Origin of the sequence: Maritalea sp. S77 (genome assembly GCF_049801075.1) — a bacterium.
Classification (GTDB): Bacteria; Pseudomonadota; Alphaproteobacteria; order Rhizobiales; family Devosiaceae; genus Maritalea.
The window spans coordinates 1,424,402-1,447,944 of the sequence record NZ_JBNAGG010000001.1; the positions used below are offsets into that span (position 1 = coordinate 1,424,402).

Annotated in this window: 26 protein-coding genes, 1 other RNA gene and 1 pseudogene; 13 read left to right on the top strand and 15 right to left on the bottom strand. The window is 51.9% G+C overall.

The genetic code is table 11. The features are described 5' to 3' along the window. Positions 1-55: 55 nt before the first annotated feature. Positions 56-352, top strand: a complete 297-nt coding sequence (locus ACP15Y_RS06865; protein ID WP_424982258.1) for an antibiotic biosynthesis monooxygenase — start codon at positions 56-58, stop codon at positions 350-352. A gap of 32 nt (positions 353-384) precedes the next feature. On the opposite strand, the gene ACP15Y_RS06870 is transcribed toward ACP15Y_RS06865, so the two are convergent. Then, positions 385-1,248 (bottom strand): LOG family protein, encoded by an 864-nt coding sequence (locus ACP15Y_RS06870; RefSeq protein ID WP_424982259.1) that lies wholly within the window; start codon positions 1,246-1,248, stop codon positions 385-387. 173 nt (positions 1,249-1,421) lie between these two features. Between ACP15Y_RS06870 and dapD the strand changes: the two genes are divergently transcribed. The 3 genes from dapD to ACP15Y_RS06885 are packed head-to-tail and all read left to right on the top strand — an operon-like array spanning position 1,422 to position 4,038. Further along, positions 1,422-2,270 (top strand): 2,3,4,5-tetrahydropyridine-2,6-dicarboxylate N-succinyltransferase, encoded by an 849-nt coding sequence (gene dapD, locus ACP15Y_RS06875; protein WP_424982260.1) that lies wholly within the window; start codon positions 1,422-1,424, stop codon positions 2,268-2,270. Beyond that, positions 2,271-3,431 carry a succinyl-diaminopimelate desuccinylase gene (dapE, locus tag ACP15Y_RS06880; protein WP_424982261.1) on the top strand — a complete coding sequence of 387 codons (1,161 nt, stop codon included), beginning with the start codon at positions 2,271-2,273 and terminating at the stop codon, positions 3,429-3,431. A gap of 1 nt (position 3,432) precedes the next feature. Beyond that, positions 3,433-4,038 (top strand): hypothetical protein, encoded by a 606-nt coding sequence (locus tag ACP15Y_RS06885; RefSeq protein WP_424982262.1) that lies wholly within the window; start codon positions 3,433-3,435, stop codon positions 4,036-4,038. Here the strand turns inward: ACP15Y_RS06885 and truA are convergent. From truA to def, 3 genes are read right to left on the bottom strand one after another with little or no spacing between them, the layout of a single operon-like run. Further along, entirely contained in the window at positions 4,027-4,779 is a 753-nt protein-coding gene (gene truA, locus ACP15Y_RS06890; RefSeq protein WP_424982263.1) for a tRNA pseudouridine(38-40) synthase TruA, read from the bottom strand. The two genes, ACP15Y_RS06885 and truA, sit on opposite strands and share 12 nt — an antisense overlap. Next, positions 4,779-5,705 (bottom strand): methionyl-tRNA formyltransferase, encoded by a 927-nt coding sequence (gene fmt, locus ACP15Y_RS06895; protein ID WP_424982264.1) that lies wholly within the window; start codon positions 5,703-5,705, stop codon positions 4,779-4,781. The genes truA and fmt overlap by 1 nt, the downstream gene beginning before the upstream one ends. A 1-nt stretch (position 5,706) precedes the next feature. After that, a complete protein-coding gene (gene def / locus ACP15Y_RS06900) occupies positions 5,707-6,222 on the bottom strand; it encodes a peptide deformylase (RefSeq protein ID WP_424982265.1) in 516 nt (171 codons plus the stop codon). A 176-nt stretch (positions 6,223-6,398) separates the two neighbouring features. Between def and ACP15Y_RS06905 the strand changes: the two genes are divergently transcribed. From ACP15Y_RS06905 to ACP15Y_RS06915, 3 genes are all read left to right on the top strand, one after another. Beyond that, on the top strand, positions 6,399-7,547 hold the full coding sequence (locus ACP15Y_RS06905; protein ID WP_424982266.1) for a DNA recombination protein RmuC: 1,149 nt from the start codon (positions 6,399-6,401) through the stop codon (positions 7,545-7,547). 163 nt (positions 7,548-7,710) lie between these two features. Further along, positions 7,711-8,835 carry a hypothetical protein gene (locus ACP15Y_RS06910; RefSeq protein WP_424982267.1) on the top strand — a complete coding sequence of 375 codons (1,125 nt, stop codon included), beginning with the start codon at positions 7,711-7,713 and terminating at the stop codon, positions 8,833-8,835. Positions 8,836-9,080: 245 nt separating this feature from the next. Further along, entirely contained in the window at positions 9,081-9,563 is a 483-nt protein-coding gene (locus ACP15Y_RS06915; RefSeq protein ID WP_424982268.1) for a pyridoxamine 5'-phosphate oxidase family protein, read from the top strand. Positions 9,564-9,617: 54 nt separating this feature from the next. On the opposite strand, the gene ACP15Y_RS06920 is transcribed toward ACP15Y_RS06915, so the two are convergent. Continuing rightward, a complete protein-coding gene (locus ACP15Y_RS06920; RefSeq protein ID WP_424982269.1) occupies positions 9,618-10,631 on the bottom strand; it encodes an AraC family transcriptional regulator in 1,014 nt (337 codons plus the stop codon). A gap of 129 nt (positions 10,632-10,760) precedes the next feature. Here ACP15Y_RS06920 and ACP15Y_RS06925 point away from each other — a divergent pair, with 129 nt between their 5' ends. Next, on the top strand, positions 10,761-11,171 hold the full coding sequence (locus ACP15Y_RS06925; RefSeq protein ID WP_424982270.1) for a hypothetical protein: 411 nt from the start codon (positions 10,761-10,763) through the stop codon (positions 11,169-11,171). A 10-nt stretch (positions 11,172-11,181) separates the two neighbouring features. Here the strand turns inward: ACP15Y_RS06925 and ACP15Y_RS06930 are convergent. Then, positions 11,182-12,394 (bottom strand): annotated as a pseudogene (locus ACP15Y_RS06930) (SulP family inorganic anion transporter). A gap of 64 nt (positions 12,395-12,458) precedes the next feature. Then, positions 12,459-13,532 carry an ornithine cyclodeaminase gene (locus tag ACP15Y_RS06935; RefSeq protein WP_424982271.1) on the bottom strand — a complete coding sequence of 358 codons (1,074 nt, stop codon included), beginning with the start codon at positions 13,530-13,532 and terminating at the stop codon, positions 12,459-12,461. Positions 13,533-13,682: 150 nt separating this feature from the next. On the opposite strand from ACP15Y_RS06935, the gene ACP15Y_RS06940 reads away from it, so the two are divergent. Together ACP15Y_RS06940 and ACP15Y_RS06945 are read left to right on the top strand one after the other, a co-directional pair. Then, the gene (locus tag ACP15Y_RS06940) at positions 13,683-14,123 is read left to right on the top strand and encodes an Lrp/AsnC family transcriptional regulator (protein WP_424982272.1); all 441 of its coding nucleotides are present in this window, start codon (positions 13,683-13,685) and stop codon (positions 14,121-14,123) included. Positions 14,124-14,196: 73 nt separating this feature from the next. Beyond that, positions 14,197-14,817: a LysE family translocator gene (locus ACP15Y_RS06945; RefSeq protein WP_424982273.1), complete on the top strand. Its 621-nt coding sequence runs from the start codon at positions 14,197-14,199 to the stop codon at positions 14,815-14,817. A gap of 7 nt (positions 14,818-14,824) precedes the next feature. Here ACP15Y_RS06945 and ACP15Y_RS06950 read toward each other — a convergent pair whose 3' ends face one another. The 7 genes from ACP15Y_RS06950 to ACP15Y_RS06980 form a co-directional block, all read right to left on the bottom strand. Then, positions 14,825-15,067, bottom strand: a complete 243-nt coding sequence (locus ACP15Y_RS06950) for a hypothetical protein (RefSeq protein WP_424982274.1) — start codon at positions 15,065-15,067, stop codon at positions 14,825-14,827. 27 nt (positions 15,068-15,094) lie between these two features. After that, entirely contained in the window at positions 15,095-15,229 is a 135-nt protein-coding gene (locus tag ACP15Y_RS06955) for a hypothetical protein (RefSeq protein ID WP_424982275.1), read from the bottom strand. A 14-nt stretch (positions 15,230-15,243) separates the two neighbouring features. Then, positions 15,244-15,852, bottom strand: coding sequence for a recombination mediator RecR (gene recR, locus ACP15Y_RS06960; protein WP_424982276.1), 609 nt, complete (start codon positions 15,850-15,852; stop codon positions 15,244-15,246). 17 nt (positions 15,853-15,869) lie between these two features. Next, complete coding sequence (locus ACP15Y_RS06965) at positions 15,870-16,193, bottom strand: YbaB/EbfC family nucleoid-associated protein (RefSeq protein WP_236113048.1); 324 nt, start codon at positions 16,191-16,193, stop codon at positions 15,870-15,872. After that, on the bottom strand, positions 16,190-17,989 hold the full coding sequence (locus ACP15Y_RS06970; protein ID WP_424982474.1) for a DNA polymerase III subunit gamma/tau: 1,800 nt from the start codon (positions 17,987-17,989) through the stop codon (positions 16,190-16,192). Before ACP15Y_RS06970 ends, ACP15Y_RS06965 begins: the two co-directional genes overlap by 4 nt. Positions 17,990-18,048: 59 nt before the next feature. After that, positions 18,049-18,144, bottom strand: an RNA gene (gene ffs / locus ACP15Y_RS06975) — signal recognition particle sRNA small type. 70 nt (positions 18,145-18,214) lie between these two features. Then, positions 18,215-19,045 (bottom strand): prephenate dehydratase, encoded by an 831-nt coding sequence (locus ACP15Y_RS06980; RefSeq protein WP_424982277.1) that lies wholly within the window; start codon positions 19,043-19,045, stop codon positions 18,215-18,217. A 282-nt stretch (positions 19,046-19,327) separates the two neighbouring features. Here ACP15Y_RS06980 and ACP15Y_RS06985 point away from each other — a divergent pair, with 282 nt between their 5' ends. Then, positions 19,328-20,146 carry a c-type cytochrome gene (locus ACP15Y_RS06985; RefSeq protein ID WP_424982278.1) on the top strand — a complete coding sequence of 273 codons (819 nt, stop codon included), beginning with the start codon at positions 19,328-19,330 and terminating at the stop codon, positions 20,144-20,146. An 87-nt stretch (positions 20,147-20,233) separates the two neighbouring features. Next, entirely contained in the window at positions 20,234-21,178 is a 945-nt protein-coding gene (locus ACP15Y_RS06990) for a 2-hydroxyacid dehydrogenase (RefSeq protein WP_424982279.1), read from the top strand. 2 nt (positions 21,179-21,180) lie between these two features. Here ACP15Y_RS06990 and ACP15Y_RS06995 read toward each other — a convergent pair whose 3' ends face one another. Further along, positions 21,181-22,533: a leucyl aminopeptidase family protein gene (locus tag ACP15Y_RS06995; RefSeq protein WP_424982280.1), complete on the bottom strand. Its 1,353-nt coding sequence runs from the start codon at positions 22,531-22,533 to the stop codon at positions 21,181-21,183. A 175-nt stretch (positions 22,534-22,708) separates the two neighbouring features. Here ACP15Y_RS06995 and ACP15Y_RS07000 point away from each other — a divergent pair, with 175 nt between their 5' ends. Further along, positions 22,709-23,491: a tetratricopeptide repeat protein gene (locus ACP15Y_RS07000; RefSeq protein ID WP_424982281.1), complete on the top strand. Its 783-nt coding sequence runs from the start codon at positions 22,709-22,711 to the stop codon at positions 23,489-23,491. Positions 23,492-23,543: the final 52 nt, after the last annotated feature.

The following is a 23,543-nucleotide window of genomic DNA, read 5'->3' on the forward strand; positions in this document are numbered from 1 at the left end:
GGGTGGCAACAGGGGAATGCTAAATCGCTTTCCATCAACAGGAAAGGAAAATCAAATGTCTCACGTTTTTGAAGTGGTGACTTACACTGCAAAGAATGCCGAAACCGCCCTTAAACTGCGCCGCGACGCCATGGAGCATGCCAAAGAGCTAGAGGGTTTTGTGCGTTATCATGCACTTGTGAATGTCGAAGACAAAACCCAGTTTGTCGATCTGGTGGAATGGGCCAGCCTTGAGGCTGCACAGGCTGCGGCTGAGAAGGTGATGACCCTGCCCGCCTTTCAAGGCATGATGGCGGAAATCGCCAGCGTTGAAAGCATGAAGCATTTCAGCATTGATAAAATCACCGCATAAAAAAAGCCCGGCATTTGCCGGGCTTAACTCGTTTAGCAGCCTTCGTCAGTGACTTTGGGCAAATTGTAAAATTCGCGCACAATGCACCAAGCCTCTTCGGCAGAATCGACTGTTTCAAACAATTCCAAATCACTTGGTGAAATGGTGCCTTCTTCAGCCAGCGCTTCAAGGTTGATGACGCGAGACCAGAATTCTTTGCCAAAGAGCAAGACTGGCACCCGTTCCATGCGACCGGTTTGGATAAGGGTGAGCGCTTCAAAAAACTCATCCATCGTGCCAAAGCCGCCGGGGAATACTGCGATTACCCGCGCACGCAACAAGAAGTGAATTTTACGCGTGGCAAAATAGTGGAAGTTAAAGCAAAGATCTGGCGTGACATATTTGTTTGGCGCTTGCTCGTGCGGCAAAACGATATTTAGACCAATATTGGGTGCATTTACTTCGACCGCACCTTTACTGCCCGCTTCCATTACGCCTGGGCCACCACCGGTGACCACGACATATTCCTTGTAGTCCAAGGTTTCGGAGGTAAGCGAAGCAAGGCGGGCAAATTTGCGCGCTTCTTCATAATATTTGGAGTTCTTTTCCAAATTTTTCTTTTGTACGTCGTTTTTCGCTGCCCAAGCATCCTCACCCGGTGCTGGCAAACGTGCACCGCCAAACAGAACCACGGTTGAATTGATGCCGCGTTCGGCCAACCACAATTCGGGCTTGAGGATTTCAAGCTGCAAACGAATGGGCCGCGTTTCCTCAGCGGTCATGAATTCTTCGTCAGAAAAAGCCAACTTATAGGCGGCGGCTTCTGTTTGTGGCGTACGCGGTACCCTGCGCGCGACGTTGATATCTTCTTCTGATGTGCGAAGCGACGTGTGGTGCTGTCTGCGACGTCTGGCCATAAATTTCCCCTTTTAGGTGCCTCGGTTTGTTTTATCTTTGCGCGTGAAGCGTTAAAGATGTTTTGGCTTGATTGCAATTTTGCGACCAAAGCGCGAAAAAGCGAGGTTGACAGGTGCCCCTTGCACGCTAATGTCTCGCCAAAGAAATTGCCCATCCCTAAGGAGACCCGCTCATGGATCGCGCCGAACTGGCTCAAACTATTGATAGTGCATTTGATAATCGTGATGAGATCACTTTTGCAACACAAGGTGTTGTCCGCGAAGCCGTGGAAGAAGCCCTTGAATTGATGGACCGCGGCGAAGCCCGCGTGGCCGAGCAAAATGATCAGGGCGAATGGGTGGTCAATCAATGGCTGAAAAAGGCCGTGCTGCTGTCGTTCCGTTTGAACGATATGGACGTGATTGAAGGCGGCCCCGGTGGCGCCACATGGTGGGACAAAGTGCCGTCTAAATTTGCAGGTTGGGGCGACAATCGTTTCCGCGAGGCAGGTTTCCGCGCTGTGCCGGGCGCAATTGTGCGTAAATCAGCGCATATTGGCCGCAATGTGGTTTTGATGCCATCTTTCGTGAATCTTGGCGCCTATGTCGATGATGGCTGCATGGTGGACACGTGGGCCACTGTTGGCTCTTGCGCGCAAATCGGTAAAGGCGTTCACCTTTCTGGCGGTGTGGGCATTGGCGGCGTTTTGGAGCCATTGCAAGCTGGCCCTGTGATCATTGAAGATGATTGCTTTATCGGCGCGCGGTCTGAAATTGTGGAAGGCGTCCGCGTGGGCAAAGGCTCTGTGATTTCCATGGGCGTGTTCATTGGCCAATCCACCAAAATTGTGAACCGGGAAACTGGTGAAATTCATATGGGTGAAGTGCCGCCATATTCTGTTGTGGTTTCTGGATCTATGCCGGGCAAACCTTTCCCAGATGGCACACCGGTCCCCAGCCTTTATTGCGCGGTGATCGTGAAGCAGGTGGATGAGCGCACCCGCTCTAAAACCTCCATCAACGATCTGCTTCGGGAGGCGTAAGTGAGCCAGGCACTCGATCTTTTACGGGATTTGATCCGCTGTAAATCAGTGACGCCCGCCAATGATGGCGCGTTGGAAATCTTGCAAGATTTTCTGACGCCCTTGGGGTTCGAGTGCCACATGCTCACTTTTGAGGGCGACGGCTCTTATCCGGTGCAAAATCTGTTTGCGACCCGTGGTACGGGTGGCCGACACTTGTTGTTTGCAGGGCACACCGACGTGGTGCCAGTGGGCGACGAAGCGGCTTGGACACACGATCCCTTCAGCGCAGACGAAGTGGATGGCGTGATGTGGGGCCGTGGTGCGGTAGATATGAAAAGCGGCGTTGCCGCTTTTTGCGCCGCATTGCCCGAGCTGGTAGAGAGTGGCGAGGCCGACAAAGGCACAATCTCGCTGCTGATCACCGGCGATGAAGAAAGCGATGCGGTGAATGGCACCGTGAAAGCGCTACAATGGGCAAAAGAGCAAGGCTATCAATTTGACTTTGGCCTTGTGGGCGAACCATCCAGCGCAGAAGAATTTGGCGATGTGGTGAAGATTGGTCGCCGAGGCTCTTTGAGTTTCACCATCACCGTGACTGGCACCCAAGGCCATGTTGCCTATCCACATAAAGCGAATAATCCGCTGCCTGTGCTGTCCAAAATTGCAGCGCAGCTTTCAGATGCGACCTTGGATGAGGGCAATGAAAATTTCCAAGCGACCAATTTGGAACTGACCACCATTGATGTGGGCAATAAAGCCGGCAATGTGATCCCCGCGCGCGGGTCCATGCATGGCAATGTTCGGTTCAACGATATTTGGGATGCATTCAAGCTGGAATATTGGCTGGGCCAGCAAATTTTGGCGGTGCCTGCGAATGGATGTGATGTGGAATTGAAAATCCATCACCCAGTGTCGCGGTCATTTGTCTCAAATGATTCAGCAGATGTAGATTTGCTCATTGAAACCGTGCAAAAACACGCCAATATAACACCTATCCGCTCCACTGGTGGCGGCACTTCAGATGCGCGGTTTATTGCTGATTATTGCCCGGTTGCCGAATTTGGCTTGGTGGGCAAAGGCATGCACCAAGTGGACGAGCAAGTGCCTATGGCCATGGTGGAACGGCTGCAAAGCGTTTACACAGACTATTTGCGTGCCTTTCTAAACCAAAAGAGCTGATATGAATAACCGCCCCTACTTTGAAGAAATGATCGACGCCGCCAAAGGTGTCTTTGCGCTGATCCGTGGGGAAAAGGACAAAATTGGCTATTTCAATTTTAGCCAGGCGGGGCTGGTAGGCAGCTTTATTGCGGTATTTATTGGCCTATTTTTGCAAGAACTATTTTCAGGCCCCTCGCCCGACGATTTGCAGATACCCGCTTGGGCCAATTTGGTCAGCTATACAATCCTCTACGCCACGCCATTTATCGTGGCTTACGGCTTTTTGAGCATTGTGGGGCAGCGCGAGCGCATGTTGCCCTATATGGTGGTGAACAATTGGTCGAGCTTCTTTTTCACGCTGATCATCGTCGCAATTTTTATTTTCCAACTGCTCGCCACGGTTGGCTATTTTATCATTGTTATTTTGACAATCATTGTATTTTGGCGGACAGCACGGTTGATTTTGGGCTTTAGTGTGCCCCAAACCATCATCTTTTTCGTGGCGACCATTATGGCGGTGCTGATTGCGGCAATGATTTCAGTGAACATCATGTTCGCGGCTGCGGGCATTGATCCAAGTACATTCTTGGACATGCAACAGCAAACGCAACCGTCAGGCGTCTAGGGGCGGATAATCTACACCGATCAGATATAGCCCATCTGGCGGCGATACGGGGCCGCAAGCTGAGCGATCTGCTGCATCCAATGCTGCGCGGAAATCTGCTGGCGTCCAACGGTCGCGCCCCACCTCGACCAATGATCCCACCATCGAGCGCACTTGATTGTGCAAAAAGCTGCGGGCGGAGGCGAAGATGTGGATCATGTCGCCGCGCCGCTCTACATCCAACCGATCAAGCGAACGGATGGGCGAGTTTGCCTGACATAGAGATGCCCGGAAGGTGGTGAAATCATGTTTGCCCAAAATCAATTGGGCAGCTTCATGCATTTTTGCTGCATCAAGATCGTGCGGCACATGCCAAACGCGATTGCGCATAATCGCCGGACGGGCTTTGCGGTTGAGAATGATAAATTCATAATGCCGCGCCAAGGCGGAAAAGCGCGCTTCAAAACTATTGGGTACCGCTTCATAAGCTGTGATGACGATAGGATGCGGCTTGAGGTGATGGTTCATCGCCTCAGAAATGCGATAGGGATCCCACTCTTTGGAAAGGTCTAAATGGATGACCTGCCCTGTGGCGTGCACGCCAGAATCTGTGCGGCCTGCGGCCTGCACCTTTACGCGCTCGCCAGAGAATTTTTCGATTGCCTTTTCAACAGCATCTTGCACGCCCATGCCATCTAGCTGAGATTGCCAGCCATGATAGGGCGTGCCGAAATATTCAACTGTGAGCTTATAGCGGGGCACTATCGCGCCACCTTGCCCTTAAGTGAACCGGGACCACGCAAAAATGTTTCTACATCCATCGCGCCTTTACCTTCGCGCTGCACTGTGAGCGGCAAAATAGCGCCAGATCCGCAAGCGATACGCATTTCATCATCCAGCACTGTGCCTGGTTCGCCGCTGCCCTCGGTCAAGGCGGCCTTGATGATTTTGACGCGGACAGGTTTGTCGTTGATCTCAATTTCAAACCAAGCGCCGGGGAATGGCGACAGGCCACGGATCTGGTTGTGCACTGTCTCCGCCGGTTGCGTCCAATCGATCCGGGCTTCTTTTTTGTCGATCTTTTTGGCGTATGTCACGCCTTCGCTGGATTGCGGGGTGAAGTGCAAACTATCACGCTCTAAAGCTGATAGGGCACGGCCCATCATATCCGCACCGCGGATCATCATTTCATCATGCAATTCGCCAGCGGTCATATTGGCGCTGATGGGGATTTCATCGATCAGCCCCACATCGCCCGTGTCCAGCCCTTCATCCATTTGCATGACCATGATGCCGGTTTGCGTGTCACCCGCCATAATGGCCCGCTGGATCGGGGCCGCACCGCGCCAACGGGGCAGCAATGAACCATGCAGATTGAGGCAGCCTTTTTCCGGTGCGTCCAAAATCGCCTTCGGCAGCAGCAGGCCATAGGCCAGCACAACGGCGACATCAGCGTCCAGTGCTTGGAAAGCCTCCACCTCAGCGGGGTCTTTGAAGTTGAGCGGCGTGCGCACTTCCAGCCCGAAACCTTCAGCCAATTCATGTACTGGCGATTTCCGGTCTTTCTTGCCACGGCCTGCAGGTCGCGGCGGCTGGGTGTACACCGCCACCACATCATGGCCACGGCCAATAATTTCGCTCAAAGTTGGCACAGCAATCTCAGGCGTGCCCATAAAGATGACCCGCATATTACCCCGCTGCGCGTTTCGCGATCTTTTGGAATTTCTTGGTGACGCGTTCGCGCTTCAGGCGCGACAGATAATCGATGAACAATTTGCCATCCAAATGGTCGATCTCATGCTGCACGATTGTGGCCAGCAATTCTTCAGCTTCCAGCTCTTGCTCAGCGCCCTTCTCATCAAGATATTTCACGCGCACTTTCACGGGGCGTTCGACATCTTCATAATATTCAGGGATCGACAAACAGCCTTCCTGATAGACCCACGTTTCTTCTGACGACCACGTAATTTCCGGATTGACCATGGCGATGGGGCTTGGCTCATCATCTTCTTTCGCCGGGTCCATCACGATCACCCGATGCAACACGCCAATTTGCGGCGCAGCAAGGCCAACGCCCGGCGCATCATACATGGTGTCGAACATATCTTTGATCAGTGTTTTGATTTCGTCGTCCACCGTTTCAACCGGCTTGGCGACCTTGCGCAAAACATCGTTTGGGATATGTAAAATAGGACGGATGGTCATGGTCTAATTCTCTTGGTTCAGGTTTGGCTGCTTGGATAGGCCGATTAGCCCTACGGGTCAAGAAATTCGGCAGATTGCTTGGCTATTCCCCTTAGATATAGGCACAAGCGTGACAGCATTAAAGTCGCACGCGCTTTATCGGGGCATGGGCGCACGAATCACGATATGTTCTTTTTATGGATGATGTACTTTTTAATGCCTTTGGGCATGATTTCACAGCACTTGAACTCACCTTAATCGGCGTTGGCCTGTTGCTGCTTTTGGCCATTGTGGCGCTGGTGGGCAGCTGGCGTGCCGGGCAACAGCGCGCGCTGGAGGCAGCGCGCATTGCCGAGCGCAACCATGAGATGGAACGGCATCTGGCCGACTTGATGCGCGTGCAAAGTGAAATGACCGGGCGCATGCACACCATGTCAGAGATTTTTGGCAGCCGCACCTCCGACTTGGCTAAGGCGTTGACCGACCGAATCGACAGTGCCAGCCATCGCATGGGGCAAACGGTGACTGAATCGCGCACCAAAACTGAGGAAAGCCTCTCCAAGCTTAATGAACGACTTGCTGTGATCGACCGGGCGCAAGCCAACATCTCAGAACTTTCAAACGAAATGGTGTCGCTGCGCGATATCTTGGCCAACAAACAATCGCGCGGCGCGTTTGGCCAAGGGCGCATGGAAGCAATCATTTCTGATGGATTACCTGCCAGCTCCTTTCAGTTTCAAGCCACGCTTTCCAACAATTCGCGACCCGACTGTTTGGTGTTGATGCCCAACAAAGCGCCCGACTTGGTGGTGGATGCGAAGTTCCCTCTGGAGAGCTGGCAGCGCATTAATGATGCGCAAGATGCGGTAGAACTAAAAGGCGCTATGACCCAATTCCGCACTGACATGACCAAACACATGAAGGATATTTCGGAAAAATATCTTATCGCCGGAGAAACCCAAGATACGGCCTTTATGTTTGTGCCGTCAGAGGCGATTTTTGCCGACGTCCACGAGAAGTTTGACGATCTTGTGCAAAAGGCCTTGCGGATGCGCGTTGTGATTGTTTCGCCGTCACTCTTGATGCTGTCCATCCAAGTCATCCAAGCCCTGCTGCGCGATGTAAAAATGCGCGAGCAAGCTCATATCATCCAGTCAGAAGTTACCAATTTGCTGGCCGATGTCAGCCGCCTTTCTGAGCGGGTGCATAAGCTGCAAACCCATTTCCAACAGGCCAACCGCGATGTGGAACAGATTTTGATTTCTACCGGCAAAGTGACAAAACGCGGCGAACGGATTGAGCAGCTGGAATTTGAAGAAACCAAAGTGATGCTTGAGGGGGACTGATCATCTCCTGAATCAACGCCAAACATACTAATTATTTGCCAACTGATTTCTTTTCTTGCCCAACCAAATACGGTTTACATTAATCTATACCAAACAGGAGTAATAAGTGTGTCCGGCGGTTGCCAACTTTTTTGGTGCCATAAGTGAATTTCCAGGATGGTTCATGGATTTAAATAGAGCGAAATCTGTCGAGGGATTTGAGAAAGGGCTGCGCAGGCTTGGTTGGCTGTCAGCTTACTCTCGTCAGATTTTGATGACTCGGCACTTACTTAGAAACTTATCTGAAATTTCATATCCTGATGAAATTCCTAGAGCTATTTCTGGTGAATTCGCGCTCAATTTATTCAGATGCGCCATTACGATCTTGGCGGGAGTAAATCGAGAAACCCAGCAATTTTCAAGCCCATATGATCCGCCAAATCGTCCAGAAACCCACCACTTAGCGTTCACGCGAAAAGAACGCATCTTTAGTACTTCGATCGCAAGTGGGATGCCCGAAATCCACTTCCATGTGGGCCCCGATGATGGCTTCGGGTTAGAGAATTCAACAGAAGTTTCCTTCGAAGATGGTCTATTTAGCTTTGAAATTCACGCAGTTGCAAAGAATGTTGGTCTGACCACTAAAGCGCTAGCAGATCGGCGAGCAGAAGCACTTAGAAACGAAAAATTGTGGAGAGGTGTAAGTTCGAGAAATCAAACTTACGCACTTAAATTTTTTGAAAATTGGTATGAATGGGCGGGTAAAAATGGAGCGTTTTGGCGCGAATGGTACCAAGGGTTTCTTGACGGAAAGCCATTGGAATGGGAATTGCAACGACGTGTTGCTTTAATTGACGATGTTATATGGAAAGCTGGTCCGGAGGCGGTAGCGGAGGAGATCGAAAAAGTCCGAGCTAAGTACTATTTGGAAAAACACATTGACGCGCTCGAAGTTGAACTACGCAAGGTTCCCATTAACAGGCACGGGATTGGCGGAAACATGCCACCTGAGCCTCTAGATGACGTACCGATTGCGCAGGAATTGATTATCGTCTTGCGGCCATTGGAAGATCTCAAGAATGAAATCTCAAAGGAACTTCCGGACCCAACACAACTCCAAAACATCATTGAAGCACTGACCGCCGCTTTAAATACTGGCCTTGCATGGTGTCTCAAGAAAGTGGACCTAATGGTCGATACTACAATTAAATGGGCAATTCCGGCTGGTGGCACGGGTTATTTCGCGCTCAACCCTGAAAAACTTGAGGCAGTGATCGCAGCTGCCAAAAATCTTCTTGGTGTGCTTTAAACTCTTGCAGAACACACCATAGATTTGTCGGTTCCCTCTGCCTAAGAAACAAACAGGCCTCCAGATCAAGTCCGGTGGTGACGGTGGTGGAGTTAGGTTGTTCAGAGACCAAGAATTTCTCGTGTCCTCGCAATTGGATGTTTCCGCTATCAAATTTCACTGTGGTCGCTCACACTTTCCACAAAATCAAGGAACCATCTTCCCTTCCCACTCGTTGCTCTTGTCAACAGAAGGAGCTTGAAATTATGACGGATTTTGAGAAAGAATTTTGGAAGCGGTTGGCCGATGTTAAGGCTGGGTTGATGGACGTGGACGGGCGGTTGTTTCCGATGACGCCGAACCTGACGCAGGATGACGATGGGGCGATTTGGTTTATCACGGCCAAGGGCACCGACGCTGCGGATGCCGCCACTGCGCGCAAGGATATTCGATTTGCGATGGCAGACAATAGTGCTGGGTTGCACGGCTATGTGAATGGCGGGCTGAGCGTTTCGGATGACAAGGACAAGCTAGACCAGATCTGGAGCATTGTTGCTTCGGCTTGGTTTGACGAAGGCAAGCAGGACCATGATCTGGTGCTGGTGAAGTTTATTCCGCGTGATGGCGAAATTTGGCTGAGCACGGAAAGCGGTGCGGTGTTTTTGTTTGAAACCATCAAAGCCAATATCACCGATGAAGAGCCAGATGTTGGCCAACGTGCAACGTTAAGCTTTAGACACGCGGCTTAACACTTATTTGCGCTGCCGGCCCCTTCGGGTGTACGGCGGCGCCACTGGTTTGGTTTAGAGATTTTGCCGAAAGTCGCGCGGGCTCCGGCCTGTCCAACGCTTAAAGGCGCGGGAAAAGGCGGCAAGGTCAGAAAACCCAAGAAGATAGGCGATTTCGCCGATACTTAATGTCTGACTTTTCAAATGAGATATGGCGCTGGTGTGACGTAAATCCTCAAGCACCTGTCGGTAGGTGGTGCCCTCGTTTTTCAAATACCGAAACAGCGTTTGGCGACTCATGCCCAATTGAGCTGCAACCTGATCAGCGCCGGGATTGCCCAAATGCAATAGCGGCAGAAGTGCCTGTTCGACTTGACCGCACAAACTTTGCTGCGCCGACATGTTTGACAGAAGTTGCTCAGCCTTTTCTTCAAGAAGTTTGGACATATATTCCGGGCTTTGCGCGACAGTCCATGATGCAACGTCGGGGTGCAGTTCCATGGCATTCCACTTCGCATCGAAATGCACAGGGCACTCAAAAATGCGCTCATATTCGTGCTGATAAGACGGTGCGGCGTGTGTAAAATATACCGACAAAATATGTGGCGCGGTGAGGAATTGCCTTGGGCCACAGGTGAGCCGCACAAAGGCGTTTTCCACCAATTCAGGCACATTTTGAACAGTGGTGCCTTCATAGACCATAAATAGGCGGTCATCCTGTTGATGCAGTTCAAAATGCGGGCTTCCCGCTGGATCATTGATTTCCATCGCCAGCCGTCCATAGCGCTGCAATTGCTGGAATGCAGCCCCCATGGTTGGTGCTGCATTCATAATCAGTCCGACGATCGAGATGTCCGCCATGCCCACATCTTCCCCCCAATGCAGGGCAAAGGCAGGATCTTTGGTTGCGATTTGCGCGTGATGCATCAAGACAAGATATTGCCGCAAAGACACCCGCGCATCTGGATCGATCAAATCCTTATCAGTAAGGCCCACTTTGGCCCGTAAGTTTGCCGCATTGGTGCAGCGCGACTGGGCATAGGCCAGAAGGCCCGCCGCCAACCCAGCTGATACCGTAGAATGAGCCAAACTTGTCTCCTGTTACAAAAGATCAAATATCAAGCAACTTTAGATCATGGACATATTTTGATGCCGAGCTACAAATCCATCTCCACAAGATCATTATTCCAGATGCGAATTGCAAGAAGGACATGAGACATGAAAAGCCCTTCCCTATTACGCCTTCATTTGTTGCGCGGATGTTACTTGTTGCTGCTGGTTGGCTTATCGATACAAATTGTGCCAGACCTGTTTGGACCAGTGGTGACGATGCCGCTGATGGATGGCGTTGTTACTGCCATGCTGAGTGCGTTGGCCATGCTCTCTATTCTAGGACTGTTCGCGCCGATCTTTATGTTGCCGCTGCTTTGGTTTGAGCTCGGCTGGAAACTGATTTGGGTTCTGTTTGTTGCGCTGCCGCGCTGGCAAACGGGCACAATGGACGAAGCAACAATGGAGGTGTTGTTTGCCTGTGCCTTTGTTGTGCCCTTCGTGTTTATTGTGCCTTGGCGCTATGCCATTGCCCGCTATTCATCGGCCTTAGACCCATGGTGGACAAAGCGTGGCTGATCGCCGTTTTTTAGCGGTTGGGCGGTCGCCAATCGCTTTGAATTGATTTTTGCCGGTTTAGATTTAGCGCCAAGCCGATGATAACGCCGACGCCGATGGCGACCGTTAAGTCAACGGCAACGGTGAGGACCAGTGTGAGCAGTAAGAGGAACAAGTCGCTCTTTTTGCCTCTGGCATACTCACCCCATTTGTCCACTTCCATCATGTTCCATGCGGTGACCATCAACAGTGCAGCCAGGGCGGGCATGGCCAAATAACCAGCGAGCGGCGCGGCCAGCAACATAACGATCAGGATGGTGACGGCGTGCACCAACCCGGCCACGGGCGTTTTGCCGCCTGCTTTGATGTTGGTTGCCGTGCGGGCGATGGCCCCTGTTGCGGGCAGCCCGGTGAACAAGGCCGAGCCGATATTGGCGATGCCTTGCGCGGTTAGCTCCGCATTTGGGCGATGATGGCCCTCGATCATTTTGTCCGCCACCATGGCAGACAATAGCGATTCCACGCCTGCGAGAAAGGCGATGATAAAAGCCGAAGGGAGCAGCTCCACCATACGCTCCATTGTTAGCACGGGTAGTTGCGGCATGGGCAAGCTGCTGGGCAGTTCGCCAAATTGCGACCCAAGCGTGCTGACCGGCAGGGCAAAGGCAAACACGGCGAGTGAGCCAATACCAACAGCCACGATCAGGCCAGGAAATTTGGGGGCTATGCGGCGCAGGGCGACGATCATCACCAAAGTGGCCAAAGCAATGGCCAAGGTGACCAAGCTCATCGTGTCGCGGGCGTCCCAGAAAGCGTGTACTTTTTCGAAGAACTCTGCGGGTACTTCTGCCAAAGACAAGCCGAAGAAACTGTTGAGCTGGCTGGTGCCAATGATGATGCCGATGCCAATGGTGAAGCCGGCCACCACCGCTTCCGGCACAAAGGCGATGAGATTGCCTGCCCGGAAATATCCGGCGATCAACAAAATGATGCCCGCCATGAAAGTGGCCAGCACCAAACAAGGAAATCAAGAAGCCCGCAACAATTGCGGTGACGATGCCTTTTTCTGGCGTTGCACCCGAGGCGATGGCAATGGCCAAGCTGAGCGGCAGCGCCACCATGGCAACGGTGATGCCTGCAATCAGATCGGCAAGAAAAAGCGGCCAACTATAGGTTTGAATCGTGGTGAGAATTTTTGGGAGTCGCATGGGCAAATCATATATCGCCAGATTAGCGACTGTCATGAATTTTCTTTTGGTCGCGCCGAAATGGCACAAAGAAAAGCCCCGGAGAACCGGGGCTATTTTGTTATTCCGCTGCTGTCATATTCTGCTTGGCGGCGCGTTGCACCATGCCATAAAGATCGCGCGGATCGTCTGGATCGGCCAGCATGTCCAAATCTTCATAGAATTGGGTGCCTTGGATCGATTGATAAATATAGCGAAGGGCAGAGAAGTCTTCGACAGCGAAACCTACGCTATCAAACAGCGTGATTTGCCCGTCGGACTTGCGGCCATCTTTTTTGCCGGACATGACTTCCCACAATTCGGTGACTTCATAATCTTCTGCCAATTGCTGAATTTCGCCCTCAATGCGTGTTTGCGGCGTAAATTCAGTGAAGATTTCTGAGCGATAAAGAATGTCTTTATGCAGCTCGGTTTTACCCGGGCAATCACCGCCGATGGCGTTGATGTGCAGGCCAGAGCCGACCATATTGTCGGTCAAGATGGTGGCATATTGCTTATCTGCGGTGCAGGTGGTGATGATGTCGGCCCCGGCCACACAATCTTCACCCGTGATGCAGGAGGTGAGGTTCAAGCCGCTATTTTGCAGGTTGAACATGGCTTTTTCAGTGGCTTTCGGGTCCGTATCATAAAGGCGGACATTTTCGATGCCGCAGATTTTGCGGAAGGCTAAAGCTTGGAATTCGCACTGAGCGCCATTGCCGATGATGGCCATGGTCTTTGCATTTTTCGGCGCGAGATATTTTGCAGCAACCGCAGACATGGCAGCGGTGCGCAAGGCGGTGAGAATGGTCATTTCAGACAGCAACACAGGATAGCCATTGGCCACGTCGGCCAGCAGGCCAAACGCCGTGACCGTCTGCATGCCATCTTTGGTATTCTTGGGGTGGCCATTCACATATTTAAAGCCATAAACCTCACCATCGCTGGTGGGCATCAACTCGATCACACCTTCATTTGAGTGAGATGCAACGCGGGGCGTCTTGTCAAAAAGTTCCCAGCGGACAAAATCCTCTTCAATGGCTTGAGCGATGCCAGCCATCGCCTCTTCAACGCCGATATGCAAGATCAATTTCATCATATTATCGACGCTGACAAACGGCACCAGGTTAAGTGTGTCGCGGTGGAATTTAGCCATTGAATATCCCTCGTCATTCAAAGCGGAAACTTGGAAATAAAATAGTACGCAATGGATCGTTCAAAAAAAATGGCAATGATTTATAATTCTTGCCACTCATATTACTAAATTTGTATAGTCAATTTGTGCATATTTACAAAAGGCATCGGCATGGCTGAGATTCCCCATTATGTTTATGACGCATTGGACCGCGAATTGATTTCTTTGCTGCGTCGAGACGGGCGTGCGTCGCTAGCAAAATTGGCCAATATCTTAGGTGTCTCGCGCGGCACGGTGCAAAACAGACTGGATCGGCTCACTGAAGTGGGTGCCCTCCTCGGCTTCACTGTGCGTGTGCGGGAAGATTATGGGCACGACATGGTGCGCGCGATCATGATGGTTGAAGTGGTGGGCAAGACCACCAGCGACGTGATCCGGCGGCTGCGCGGGATGCCCGAAGTGCAGCACATTCACTCCACCAATGGCGCATGGGACTTGGTGGTGGAAATTCAAACCTCAAGCTTGCCGGAGTTCGACCGCGTGCTGCGCGAGGTGCGCATGATTGACAATATTCTCAACAGCGAAACCAGCATTTTGCTGAGTTCAGTCTAGCCGTAAACACCGGTTAAAATCGGGTCGATTATTCGCGGTCTATACAGCATGTTCGGTCAAAAAGGATGACCGAATGTTTGAATGGATTGCGCTGTTATTGTTTCTGTTTCCCCTCGCCTATTCGCCGGGGCCGGGCAATATGTTTTTTGCCGCACTTGCGGCGCATTCAGGCGCTCGCGCCATTGGTCCAGCTTTGGTCGGCTATCATGTGGCGACATTGTTGGTCACCATCTTGATCGGCATTGGTCTACTGCAAAGCCTGCACGCCTTTCCGACATTCGCCAAAGTGATCGGGGTGTTGGGTAGTCTATATGTTTTTTATTTGGCCATACGGTTTTTCAAAGCGCCAGCCATAAAGATGACTGCGGACGCGCAACACGCGCGCACTGCAGGTTTTACAGATGGCGCCGTTTTGCTGTTGCTGAATCCAAAGGCCTATTTGATCATTGTGTTGATGTTCACCCAATTTGCGCCGAGCGAGTTAGTCCCCAGCGCGCCGCTGACCGGTGCTCTTGCCATTGCAGTTGTTTTCACCGCCAATAATTTAGTGGCCTTTTTGTTTTGGTCACAAATGGGCGATCTGCTGATGCGCCGCTTTCGCGGTGGGCCACAGCAAAAGGTGATTAATCAGGGCTTTGGATTGCTCATGGCTGCCATTGCAATCTGGATGTTGTGGGCAAATTTTCAACAATGACATCGCTTTAGAACGGCTCGAAGCAATCATAATTGCGCTGGCGGAATATCTTTTGGTCTTTAAATTCAAAGACACAAGCGAAATGTGCTTTCATTTCATCGCCGGGCTGCAAATCGCCGATAGGAACAGCGAGCTTTCCCGACCAGATCACTTCAGCCAGCGCGCCATTTTGATCATCTGCCATAAAGTTGATCAGCTCAAAGTTTTGCCCCTGCAGAACCTTCCGCCCCGCTTCGGCGCCTTGTAGCATCGCAGTTAGATCGCGTGTGGTCTTTTGCTAGGTGAGCGCGTTGGGAAATTCAACTTGCTCGATTTGAGGATGCAGGAAGACTGAAAGAGTGTCGCCAACTGCCATATTCGATAAAGCGGCAAGATAATCTTTGATCCACTGCTTCTTCGAAAATGCTGGCATGTCCACTCCTTAAATCAAAAGTCTGTGCGTGCTTTCAGTGCTTGGGACAAGGTGCCCTCGTCCAAATAATCAAGCTCACCACCAACAGGCACCCCATGGGCCAGGCGTGAAATTTTCACGTCGAATGATTGCAGTTGGTCGGTGATGTAGTGGGCTGTTGTTTGCCCATCGACGGTGGCGTTCACCGCCAACACGATCTCGGTGATATTGCCAGCTTCCACGCGGTGCACAAGACTATGTATATTCAGATCTTCCGGCCCAACACCATCAAGTGGCGACAATGTGCCACCCAACACATGATAAAGCGCCGCGCCAACGCCAGCCCGTTCCAATGCCCAAAGGTCGGCCACATCTTCCACAACGATCAACAAGCCGGAGGCGTTTCGCTTTGGGTCAGTACAGATATGACAGGGAGAGATTGTATCTACATTGCCGCAGGTTTGGCAGGTCATCACGCTATCCACCGCGCGATCAAGCGCGGAGGCGAGCGGCACCATCAAAGTTTCCTTTTTCTTGATCAGGTGCAACACAGCACGGCGCGCTGACCGCGGGCCGAGGCCCGGCAGTCGCGCCAAGAGTTGGATAAGCTGATCAATTTCGGGGCCGCCCGACCGTGAGGACATAGACTAGGTCTCGTCGCTTAGAACGGCATCTTCATGCCAGGAGGAATAGGCAAACCAGCGGTGATTTCCTTCATTTTCTCCTGTGCCATCTCTTCTGATTTCTGCTTGGCATCAGCATGGGCTGCGATGATCAAATCTTCTACGATTTCAGCCTCATCAGGCTTGAGCAAATCCGGATCAATCTTCACGCCGCGCATTTCGCCTTTGCCGGTCAATGTCACTTGCACAGCATCGCCACCAGCTGTGCCCACAACTTCTAGCGCTTCAAGCTCGGCCTGCATTTCGCCCATGCGTGCCTGCATTTCCTGCGCCTTTTTCATCATGCCCATCATGTCTTTCATAGGTCACCTTCTTCATTTTCAAAATCATCTTCAAGCCAGTCTTCTGGCCCATCATCATCTGTTAGCGCGCGGATATTTACCAATTTCGCGCCGGGAAATGCATCCAAAACCGCTTTTACTTCAGGCACTTGCTCTGCCTTTTTTTGCCGCGCATCGCGGGCGCGCTGTTTTTGTGCAGCGATGGTATCGCTTGGTTTTTCGCGCGCAACGGAAATCATCCAAGTCTGGTTGGTCCATTCGCGCAATTTAGCTGACAATAGCGGCACGAATGTGTGGTCAGCTTCATCTGTTAGCGCCAACTCAATACGGCCATTGGCAAATGAAACCGGGCTCGCATGAGCTTCAAGCGCGTGTTTGAGCACCAATTCGCGGTTTGCGCCCGCCATTTCAATCAACTCCTCATAGGATTTGACCTCGATGATTGGCTCTTGAACCGCGGCAGGCGTTGGATCAGGATTGGTGGCCATGGCCCGCAGCGGGCTTTGTTCTCGCGCTGCAGAAGGTGCTTTTTGGCCAATGGCATTCACGCCGCCGCCATTGGCGAAAGCGCGAGGCGCCTCTCCGCCGCCACCGCCGCCGCTATGTTGCGACGCAGCTGCTGCTTGCGGATTGGATTGAATTTTTTTGATCAACTCGTCAGGCGAAGGCAAATCGGAGGCATAGCCCAAACGGATGAGCACCATTTCCGCAGCTTGCACCGCATCATGATTATGATTGATTTCGCCGATCCCCTTATTGAGGATTTGCCACGCACGTGAAAGCACTTTGACGCTTAGCTTTTGCGCCATGTCGCGGCCTCGCTCTTTTTCATCCGGTGTCAATGCCGGATCGTCTGTTGCACTTGGCACCACTTTAAGGCGGGTCACCAAATGGGTGACGGTGGCCAAATCAGAAATGATAGTCTGCGGATCTGCGCCCGCATCATATTGGTGGCGCATCTGCTCAAGCGCATCGCCAATATCACCGCGCATAAGGGTTTCGAACAAATCGAGGATCAATGCCCTGTCTGCAAGACCCAGCATTTGCTTGACGGTATCGGTGCCGATTTCTCCGCCAGCATGGGCAATGGCTTGGTCCAACAATGACAGGCTGTCGCGCACGGAACCTTCGCCTGCGCGAATGATCATTTTCAACGCGTCCGGCTGGAAAGCGATCTGCTCTTTTTCCAAAATGCCGCCCAAATATTCGTTGAGCGTGCCACTCTCCACGCGCCGCAAATCAAAGCGTTGGCAACGCGATAGAATGGTGACAGGCACTTTGCGAATTTCTGTGGTGGCGAAGATGAATTTCACATATGGGGGCGGCTCTTCCAGCGTTTTCAAGAGGCCGTTGAAGGCCGCTTTGGAGAGCATGTGCACCTCATCGATGATAAACACTTTGTAAGGCGCGGAAACCGGGCCATAGCGCACGCTGTCGATAATCTCACGAATATCGTCGATGCCCGTGTGTGACGCCGCATCCATTTCGACCACGTCCACGTGACGGCTTTCGATGATCGCGCGGCAATGCTTGCCTTCTTCCGCCAATTCAAGATTGGGGCGCGGGCCATTGTCATCTTCAAAATTAAGGGCGCGAGCCAGAATACGCGCTGTGGTGGTTTTGCCCACCCCGCGTACACCAGTGAGCATGAAGGCATGGGCGATCCGGTTTGCTTCAAACGCGTTCTTCAAGGTCTGCACCATGGCTTCTTGACCAATGAAGGTCTCAAAGCTCTCTGGGCGATATTTACGCGCGAGCACTACATATGAGGAATTTTGATCTGCCAACTCTGCCTGCCTGCTGGATGTGCGTTTGATATTCGACGTCTATTTGACACCGATTCTGAGGTGGGGCGCAAAATATTTGGGCAAAGACATAAAGGAGACTGGCAACGACCCGTTCCTAACTCGTTAGGGCTGCTTCCTTCCGGACCTGACCCAGTTGGCGAGCGGTTCGTCCGCGCCAATCTCCCGACGCCCTATATCATGCACTTTGCGCCAAAGTGCAAGGGGGTGCGCCCAAAGAATTTGCGTGCCGGCGCGCTATTCCTGCTTCTCTGCTGCGGGATAGACGCCCAGTATATCGATATGATGTGTGAAGAAGGCCAATTCTTCGAAGGCATCCTTCACACCGGGGTCCTCTGGATGGCCTTCAATATCGGCGTAAAATTGTGTGGCTGTGAAGTTGCCATCCACCATGTAGCTTTCTAGCTTGGTCATGTTGACCCCATTGGTCGCAAAGCCACCCATGGCTTTATAAAGCGCCGCCGCCACGTTGCGCACGCGGAAAACAAAGGTGGTTTTTACCTTATGCTTAGTTGGATCAACATCAATCATTTCGCGTGACATGATCAAAAAGCGAGTGGTGTTATGATCTTCATCTTCAATATCGCTGGCGATCAAATCCAGCCCATAGATTTCGCCAGCCAATTTTGATGCGATGGCGGCGCGGCTCTTGTCGCCACGCTCTGCAACTTCGCGAGCTGATCCAGCGGTATCAACCGAGTTTACAGGGATCAGATCATGGTCTTTGATGAATTTGCGGCATTGGCCCAGTGCGACAGAAAGGCTTTGCACTTCCTTGATGTCTTCGAGCTTTGAGCCTTTCACCCCAAGAAGGTTCATATTTACGCGGTGAAAATATTCGCCAATGATCTTCAATCCACTCTCAGGCAAGAGGTGGTGAATATCTGTAATCCGGCCATAGAGCGAGTTTTCCACTGGAACCATGGCATAATCTGCATCACCATTTTGAACCGCTGCCACTGTCTGCTCAAACGTGGTGCAAGGGAATTCCTTTTCGTTTGGAAATGTGGCGCGCACCGCCGCATGTCCAAAAGCCCCCAATTCACCTTGAAACGCCACTTTAAGCATCGAAATTTCCTCAATTTTTGTTTTTTCGCCGCGCACTATTCATTTTTTTTATTCTCGAAGTCAATTGAAGGGCATTTATTGCTGGAATTTTGGGAAAATTTCATGCGAAATGTCGCAGATGGTGATAAGGGAGTTGCGCAAAAAGCGGCTTATGGATAAGGTCCGCGCGCAAAAGCACGTCATTTGGCGGGCTAAGAATCAATTGGCCCTCTTTTCCACCGTAAAGATGGGCTCAGGCGGAATATGTCGCTGGCGGGGAAGCGACGCGGAGAAAGCTGAACAATGAATCGGATTGATCTGGAAAAATTTATCGGGGCTGCTTTGGGCACCCTTGTGTTTGTGTTTAGCGTAGGCTTTTTGTCTGACGCGATTTATCACACAGAAGCTGGCGCAGGTGGCGGATACACCTTGGAAGAGCCTGAAGAAGGCGCTGCTGTTGCTGAAGTGGAAGAAGAAGTTGTGCCATTGGCTGAACTGCTGGTTGCTGCTTCTGCTGAAGACGGTGTGGACGTAATCAAGAAATGTTCTTCTTGTCATGCCTTTGAAGAAGGCGGCGAGAACAAAGTTGGCCCAGCGCTTTACGGCATTGTTGGCCGCACAATTGGTGTACATGAAGGCTTCTCCTACTCAGACGATTTGGCTGGCAAAGGCGCCGAGGGTCAAGTTTGGACCTATGAAGCACTGAACGCATTTTTGGAAGATCCAAAAGGCTTCGCCCCGGGCACCAAAATGAGCTTTGCTGGTTTGAGAAAAGAAACTGACCGCGCTGACTTGTTGGCCTATTTGCAAACACTTGATGCTGATCCTGTTCCTTTCCCAGCGGTTGAAGAAGCTGCCGTGATTGACGAAGAAGATGTGAACGCTGATGCGACATCAACCGAAGAAATGATGGAAGAAAGCACAGACGCACCAGCCACTGAAGAGATGGCACCTGCTGCAGAAGAAGAAGCGCCGATGACTGAAGAGGAAGCAGCGCCAACAACTGAGGAAGCGCCTTCTGAGGAAGCTCCTGCAGCCGAAGAGGAAGCACCAGCGACTGACGAACAAGCTGCACCGGACGCTGAAGGCGACGCTGCCACAACAGAAGAAGTGAGCAACTAAGCTTAACTCTTTGGCTTGAATGCATTGAAAAGACCGTGCCATAAAGGTGCGGTCTTTTTTTATTTCTGAACATATTTGGAGGATGGCATGACGCTTCTGGTGCATTTGGGCGGCATTGATGAAAATGAATGGGCTGAAGCCTTTCGGGCCAAGATGCCAAACCAAAAAATTGTCACTTCTTCTGATAAGTTTGATCCCGCAGACATCACCTATCTTTATGTGTGGAAACCACGGGATGACGTATTTGATGGGCTGGTCAATCTAGAAGCCATTTTGTCGCTTGGTGCGGGCGTAGACCCAATCCTCAAACATCCCCATTTGCCAACGGGTGTGCCCATCACGCGGTTTGTGGACGAGACGCTGACGCAATGTATGAGCGATTATGTGATTGCCAATGTGGCCATGCACCATCGCGAGCTGACCCATTATCGCCAAGACCAACGCGCGCATCATTGGACCCAATATTACCCTGCACCTGCTGGCGATATTGCCGTGGGGGTTATGGGCATGGGCCAATTGGGCGAAGATGCTGCGAAGAAGTTGTCTATGATTGGCTATCAGGTCAATGGCTGGAGCCGCAGCAAAAAAGAGTTGGATGGCGTACACTCTTTTGCGGGCACAGAGCAGCTAGACGATTTCCTGCGGCACACCGACATTTTGGTCAATCTATTGCCGCTTACGGCGGAAACACAGAATATTCTTTGCCGGGCAACATTTGAAAAACTGCGCCGAGAAGTATTGCCGCATGGACCAGTGGTGATCAATGCGGCGCGGGGCGGCCATCAGGACGAAGATGACATTGTGGCCTGCCTCAATGATGGCACATTAGGTGCTGCGAGTTTGGATGTGTTTAAAACCGAACCATTGCCGAAAGATAGCCCGCTATGGGACTTAGAAAATTGCTATATCACGCCGCATATCGCCGCAATTTCGTCGTTTGAAGGTGGTGTCAATTTGGTGGCAGAGCAAATTGGACGGTTTGAGCGGGGCGAACAATTGAAACACATTGTTGACCCCGCCCAAGGCTACTAAATCTATTTTTTGTCAAACCGTTCTTTCAGCATGAAATAGGCCGCGCGTTGACCTTGCTCGGTGGCCCCGGCCGGGCGACCCGGGCGCGGCGATGGTGACCATGCCATGATGTCCATATGGGTCCAGCTTTTGGCGTTTTTCACAAAACGCCGCAGGAACAGGGCTGCCGTGATGGACCCGGCGAATGGGCCATTTGAAATGTGGTTCACATCAGCGATTGTTGATTTGAGCATCGCGTCATACTCATCCCAGAGCGGCATTTGCCAAAGCGCGTCTGAGTTGGCTTTGCCTTTGGCGACCAATTCTTGCGCCAGCCCATCATCGGTCGAATAGAGCGCGCCAATATCTGTGCCCACCGCAACGCGCGCTGCGCCTGTTAGTGTGGCCATGTCGATGATCATTTCGGGGCTTTCTTCGTCCGCCAAGCTCAAGGCATCGGCCAAAACCAAACGGCCTTCGGCATCTGTGTTGCCGATTTCTACGGTCATGCCATTGCGTGAGTTGAGAATGTCGCCGGGGCGGAACGCATTGGCTGAAATGGAATTTTCAACAACAGGAATCAACACGCGCAACCGCACCTTCAAATTGGCTTTCATAATCGCGTGGGCCAAGCCCAACACATTGGCGGAGCCGCCCATATCTTTGCGCATCAGCAACATGGACTGCGCTGGCTTGATGTCGAGACCGCCAGTGTCGAACACGACGCCTTTGCCAACCAAAGTAACCTTTGGATCGCTTTCATCACCCCAGGTGAAATCAAGCAGCCGTGGCTCTTCTGCCGACGCACGGCCCACGGCGTGGATCATCGGGAAGTTTTGCTCGAGCAACTCCTCCCCCACAATTGATGAGACTTTTGCGCCATGACTTTGTGCAAATGCCCGAATATCTTTCTCGTAGGTTTCTGGTCCGAGATCATTGGTTGGCCGATTGGTCAGGTCGCGCGCGAGTGTTGCGGCTTCTACCAGCAAATCAGTTTCCGCGGCATCTGCCCCTTCGAGGGCGCTTAGTTCAACTGTTTTTGCCGATTTGCGGAAATTGTCAAAATCATAGGCGCCCAAGCGGAAGCCTGTTGCTGCCAATGTCGCATTGTCGAAATTGCCCTTCAGCTCATATTTGCCATCTGGCAATGCTGCTGCAGCAAGGCCGGTGACAAACGGGTCCGCTCCTTTTTGCGCCCCCATGCCGAACAAATAGGCCGACACGTCACCATCAGCCCCGGGCAGCGCCACAAGCTCGCCCTTGTTGCCAGCAAACTTATGGGATTTCGCCCAAGCTTGTTGTTGCGCCGTCAGGTTTGAGGGCAAGGCTTCATCCTGCCAGAGACAATGAACTGTGATGGGATTTGAAACAGACATATTTCCGCTTTCATTTGGATTGGTTTGACCAAGAGTTACCGCGAAGCGCTTGGCAATGCAAACGCAATGAAGGCTGCATCCTGCACGGCATTTTAACTGACTATTAGGGTTAATGATTTATTGCATAAGAAGGGCGCGCAGTGTGCGCACCGCTTTATTTTGTGCAGAGGTTCGCATGGTTGATCGGCAAAAGAGCATTATTCGCACAGCCAAGATGTTGGCCCTCGCCGGTGTTGCGGCTTTGGCGCTAAATGCCTGTGCTTCACCGCGTGGTGCTGGTGGCGGCACGGCAACGCCAGATTTCTCTGGCATGTCGAACGAAGCCAAGCACGCTGCCGTACAAGATCTAGGGGCGAAATATCAACAAAGCCCCAGCAAGCAGACTGCAATTTATTTTGCTGCAGCGCTTCGCGCGATCGGCCAAACGAGCCAGGCCGTTTCTGTTTTGGAACAAGCGCGACTGAGATATAAAAACGATTCTGATGTTGCCCTCGCCTATGCAAAAGCATTGGCCGCAGATGGCAATTTCAATCGTGCCATGAATGTTTTGGATGCGACCATCCGGCCGGAACGGCCAAACTGGAATGCATTGAGCGTTCAAGGTGCCATCTATGATCAGATGGGCCAGAACGAACGCGCCCGCTCGCTGTACAATCAAGCCTTGGTGATCGCGCCGAACGAGCCATCGCTATATGCGAATTTGGGCCTGTCTTTCGCCATGTCCAACAAATTAGATCAAGCCGAGGCCGCGCTACGCCGTGCAGTCTCTATGCCGAAAGCCTCGCGCAAAGTGCGGTTGAATCTGGCATTGGTCGTGGGCCTGCAGGGCCGCTTTGATGAAGCCCGCAGCATTTATGCGCGAGAATTGCCGGCGGAAGATGTAGAGGCCAATATGGCCTATATCCGCGCCCTACTGACCCAGCAAAACAAATGGGATCGCATCAAGGACAATTCCTAGGTCTCGCGCCGAATTTCAGATCGCTTAGAAGCAAAAAACCCAAATGAGATGA

Bases quoted from the DNA above. Each gene is read 5' to 3' on its own strand.
- ACP15Y_RS06865 (WP_424982258.1), top strand. From the start codon at position 56: ATGTCTCACGTTTTTGAAGTGGTGACTTACACTGCAAAGAATGCCGAA.
- ACP15Y_RS06870 (WP_424982259.1), bottom strand. From the start codon at position 1,248: ATGGCCAGACGTCGCAGACAGCACCACACGTCGCTTCGCACATCAGAA.
- dapD (WP_424982260.1), top strand. From the start codon at position 1,422: ATGGATCGCGCCGAACTGGCTCAAACTATTGATAGTGCATTTGATAAT.
- ACP15Y_RS06885 (WP_424982262.1), top strand. From the start codon at position 3,433: ATGAATAACCGCCCCTACTTTGAAGAAATGATCGACGCCGCCAAAGGT.
- fmt (WP_424982264.1), bottom strand. From the start codon at position 5,705: ATGCGGGTCATCTTTATGGGCACGCCTGAGATTGCTGTGCCAACTTTG.
- def (WP_424982265.1), bottom strand. From the start codon at position 6,222: ATGACCATCCGTCCTATTTTACATATCCCAAACGATGTTTTGCGCAAG.
- ACP15Y_RS06905 (WP_424982266.1), top strand. From the start codon at position 6,399: ATGGATGATGTACTTTTTAATGCCTTTGGGCATGATTTCACAGCACTT.
- ACP15Y_RS06910 (WP_424982267.1), top strand. From the start codon at position 7,711: ATGGATTTAAATAGAGCGAAATCTGTCGAGGGATTTGAGAAAGGGCTG.
- ACP15Y_RS06915 (WP_424982268.1), top strand. From the start codon at position 9,081: ATGACGGATTTTGAGAAAGAATTTTGGAAGCGGTTGGCCGATGTTAAG.
- ACP15Y_RS06925 (WP_424982270.1), top strand. From the start codon at position 10,761: ATGAAAAGCCCTTCCCTATTACGCCTTCATTTGTTGCGCGGATGTTAC.
- ACP15Y_RS06935 (WP_424982271.1), bottom strand. From the start codon at position 13,532: ATGGCTAAATTCCACCGCGACACACTTAACCTGGTGCCGTTTGTCAGC.
- ACP15Y_RS06940 (WP_424982272.1), top strand. From the start codon at position 13,683: ATGGCTGAGATTCCCCATTATGTTTATGACGCATTGGACCGCGAATTG.
- ACP15Y_RS06945 (WP_424982273.1), top strand. From the start codon at position 14,197: ATGTTTGAATGGATTGCGCTGTTATTGTTTCTGTTTCCCCTCGCCTAT.
- ACP15Y_RS06950 (WP_424982274.1), bottom strand. From the start codon at position 15,067: ATGCTACAAGGCGCCGAAGCGGGGCGGAAGGTTCTGCAGGGGCAAAAC.
- ACP15Y_RS06955 (WP_424982275.1), bottom strand. From the start codon at position 15,229: ATGCCAGCATTTTCGAAGAAGCAGTGGATCAAAGATTATCTTGCCGCT.
- recR (WP_424982276.1), bottom strand. From the start codon at position 15,852: ATGTCCTCACGGTCGGGCGGCCCCGAAATTGATCAGCTTATCCAACTC.
- ACP15Y_RS06965 (WP_236113048.1), bottom strand. From the start codon at position 16,193: ATGAAAGACATGATGGGCATGATGAAAAAGGCGCAGGAAATGCAGGCA.
- ACP15Y_RS06980 (WP_424982277.1), bottom strand. From the start codon at position 19,045: ATGCTTAAAGTGGCGTTTCAAGGTGAATTGGGGGCTTTTGGACATGCG.
- ACP15Y_RS06985 (WP_424982278.1), top strand. From the start codon at position 19,328: ATGAATCGGATTGATCTGGAAAAATTTATCGGGGCTGCTTTGGGCACC.
- ACP15Y_RS06990 (WP_424982279.1), top strand. From the start codon at position 20,234: ATGACGCTTCTGGTGCATTTGGGCGGCATTGATGAAAATGAATGGGCT.
- ACP15Y_RS06995 (WP_424982280.1), bottom strand. From the start codon at position 22,533: ATGTCTGTTTCAAATCCCATCACAGTTCATTGTCTCTGGCAGGATGAA.
- ACP15Y_RS07000 (WP_424982281.1), top strand. From the start codon at position 22,709: ATGGTTGATCGGCAAAAGAGCATTATTCGCACAGCCAAGATGTTGGCC.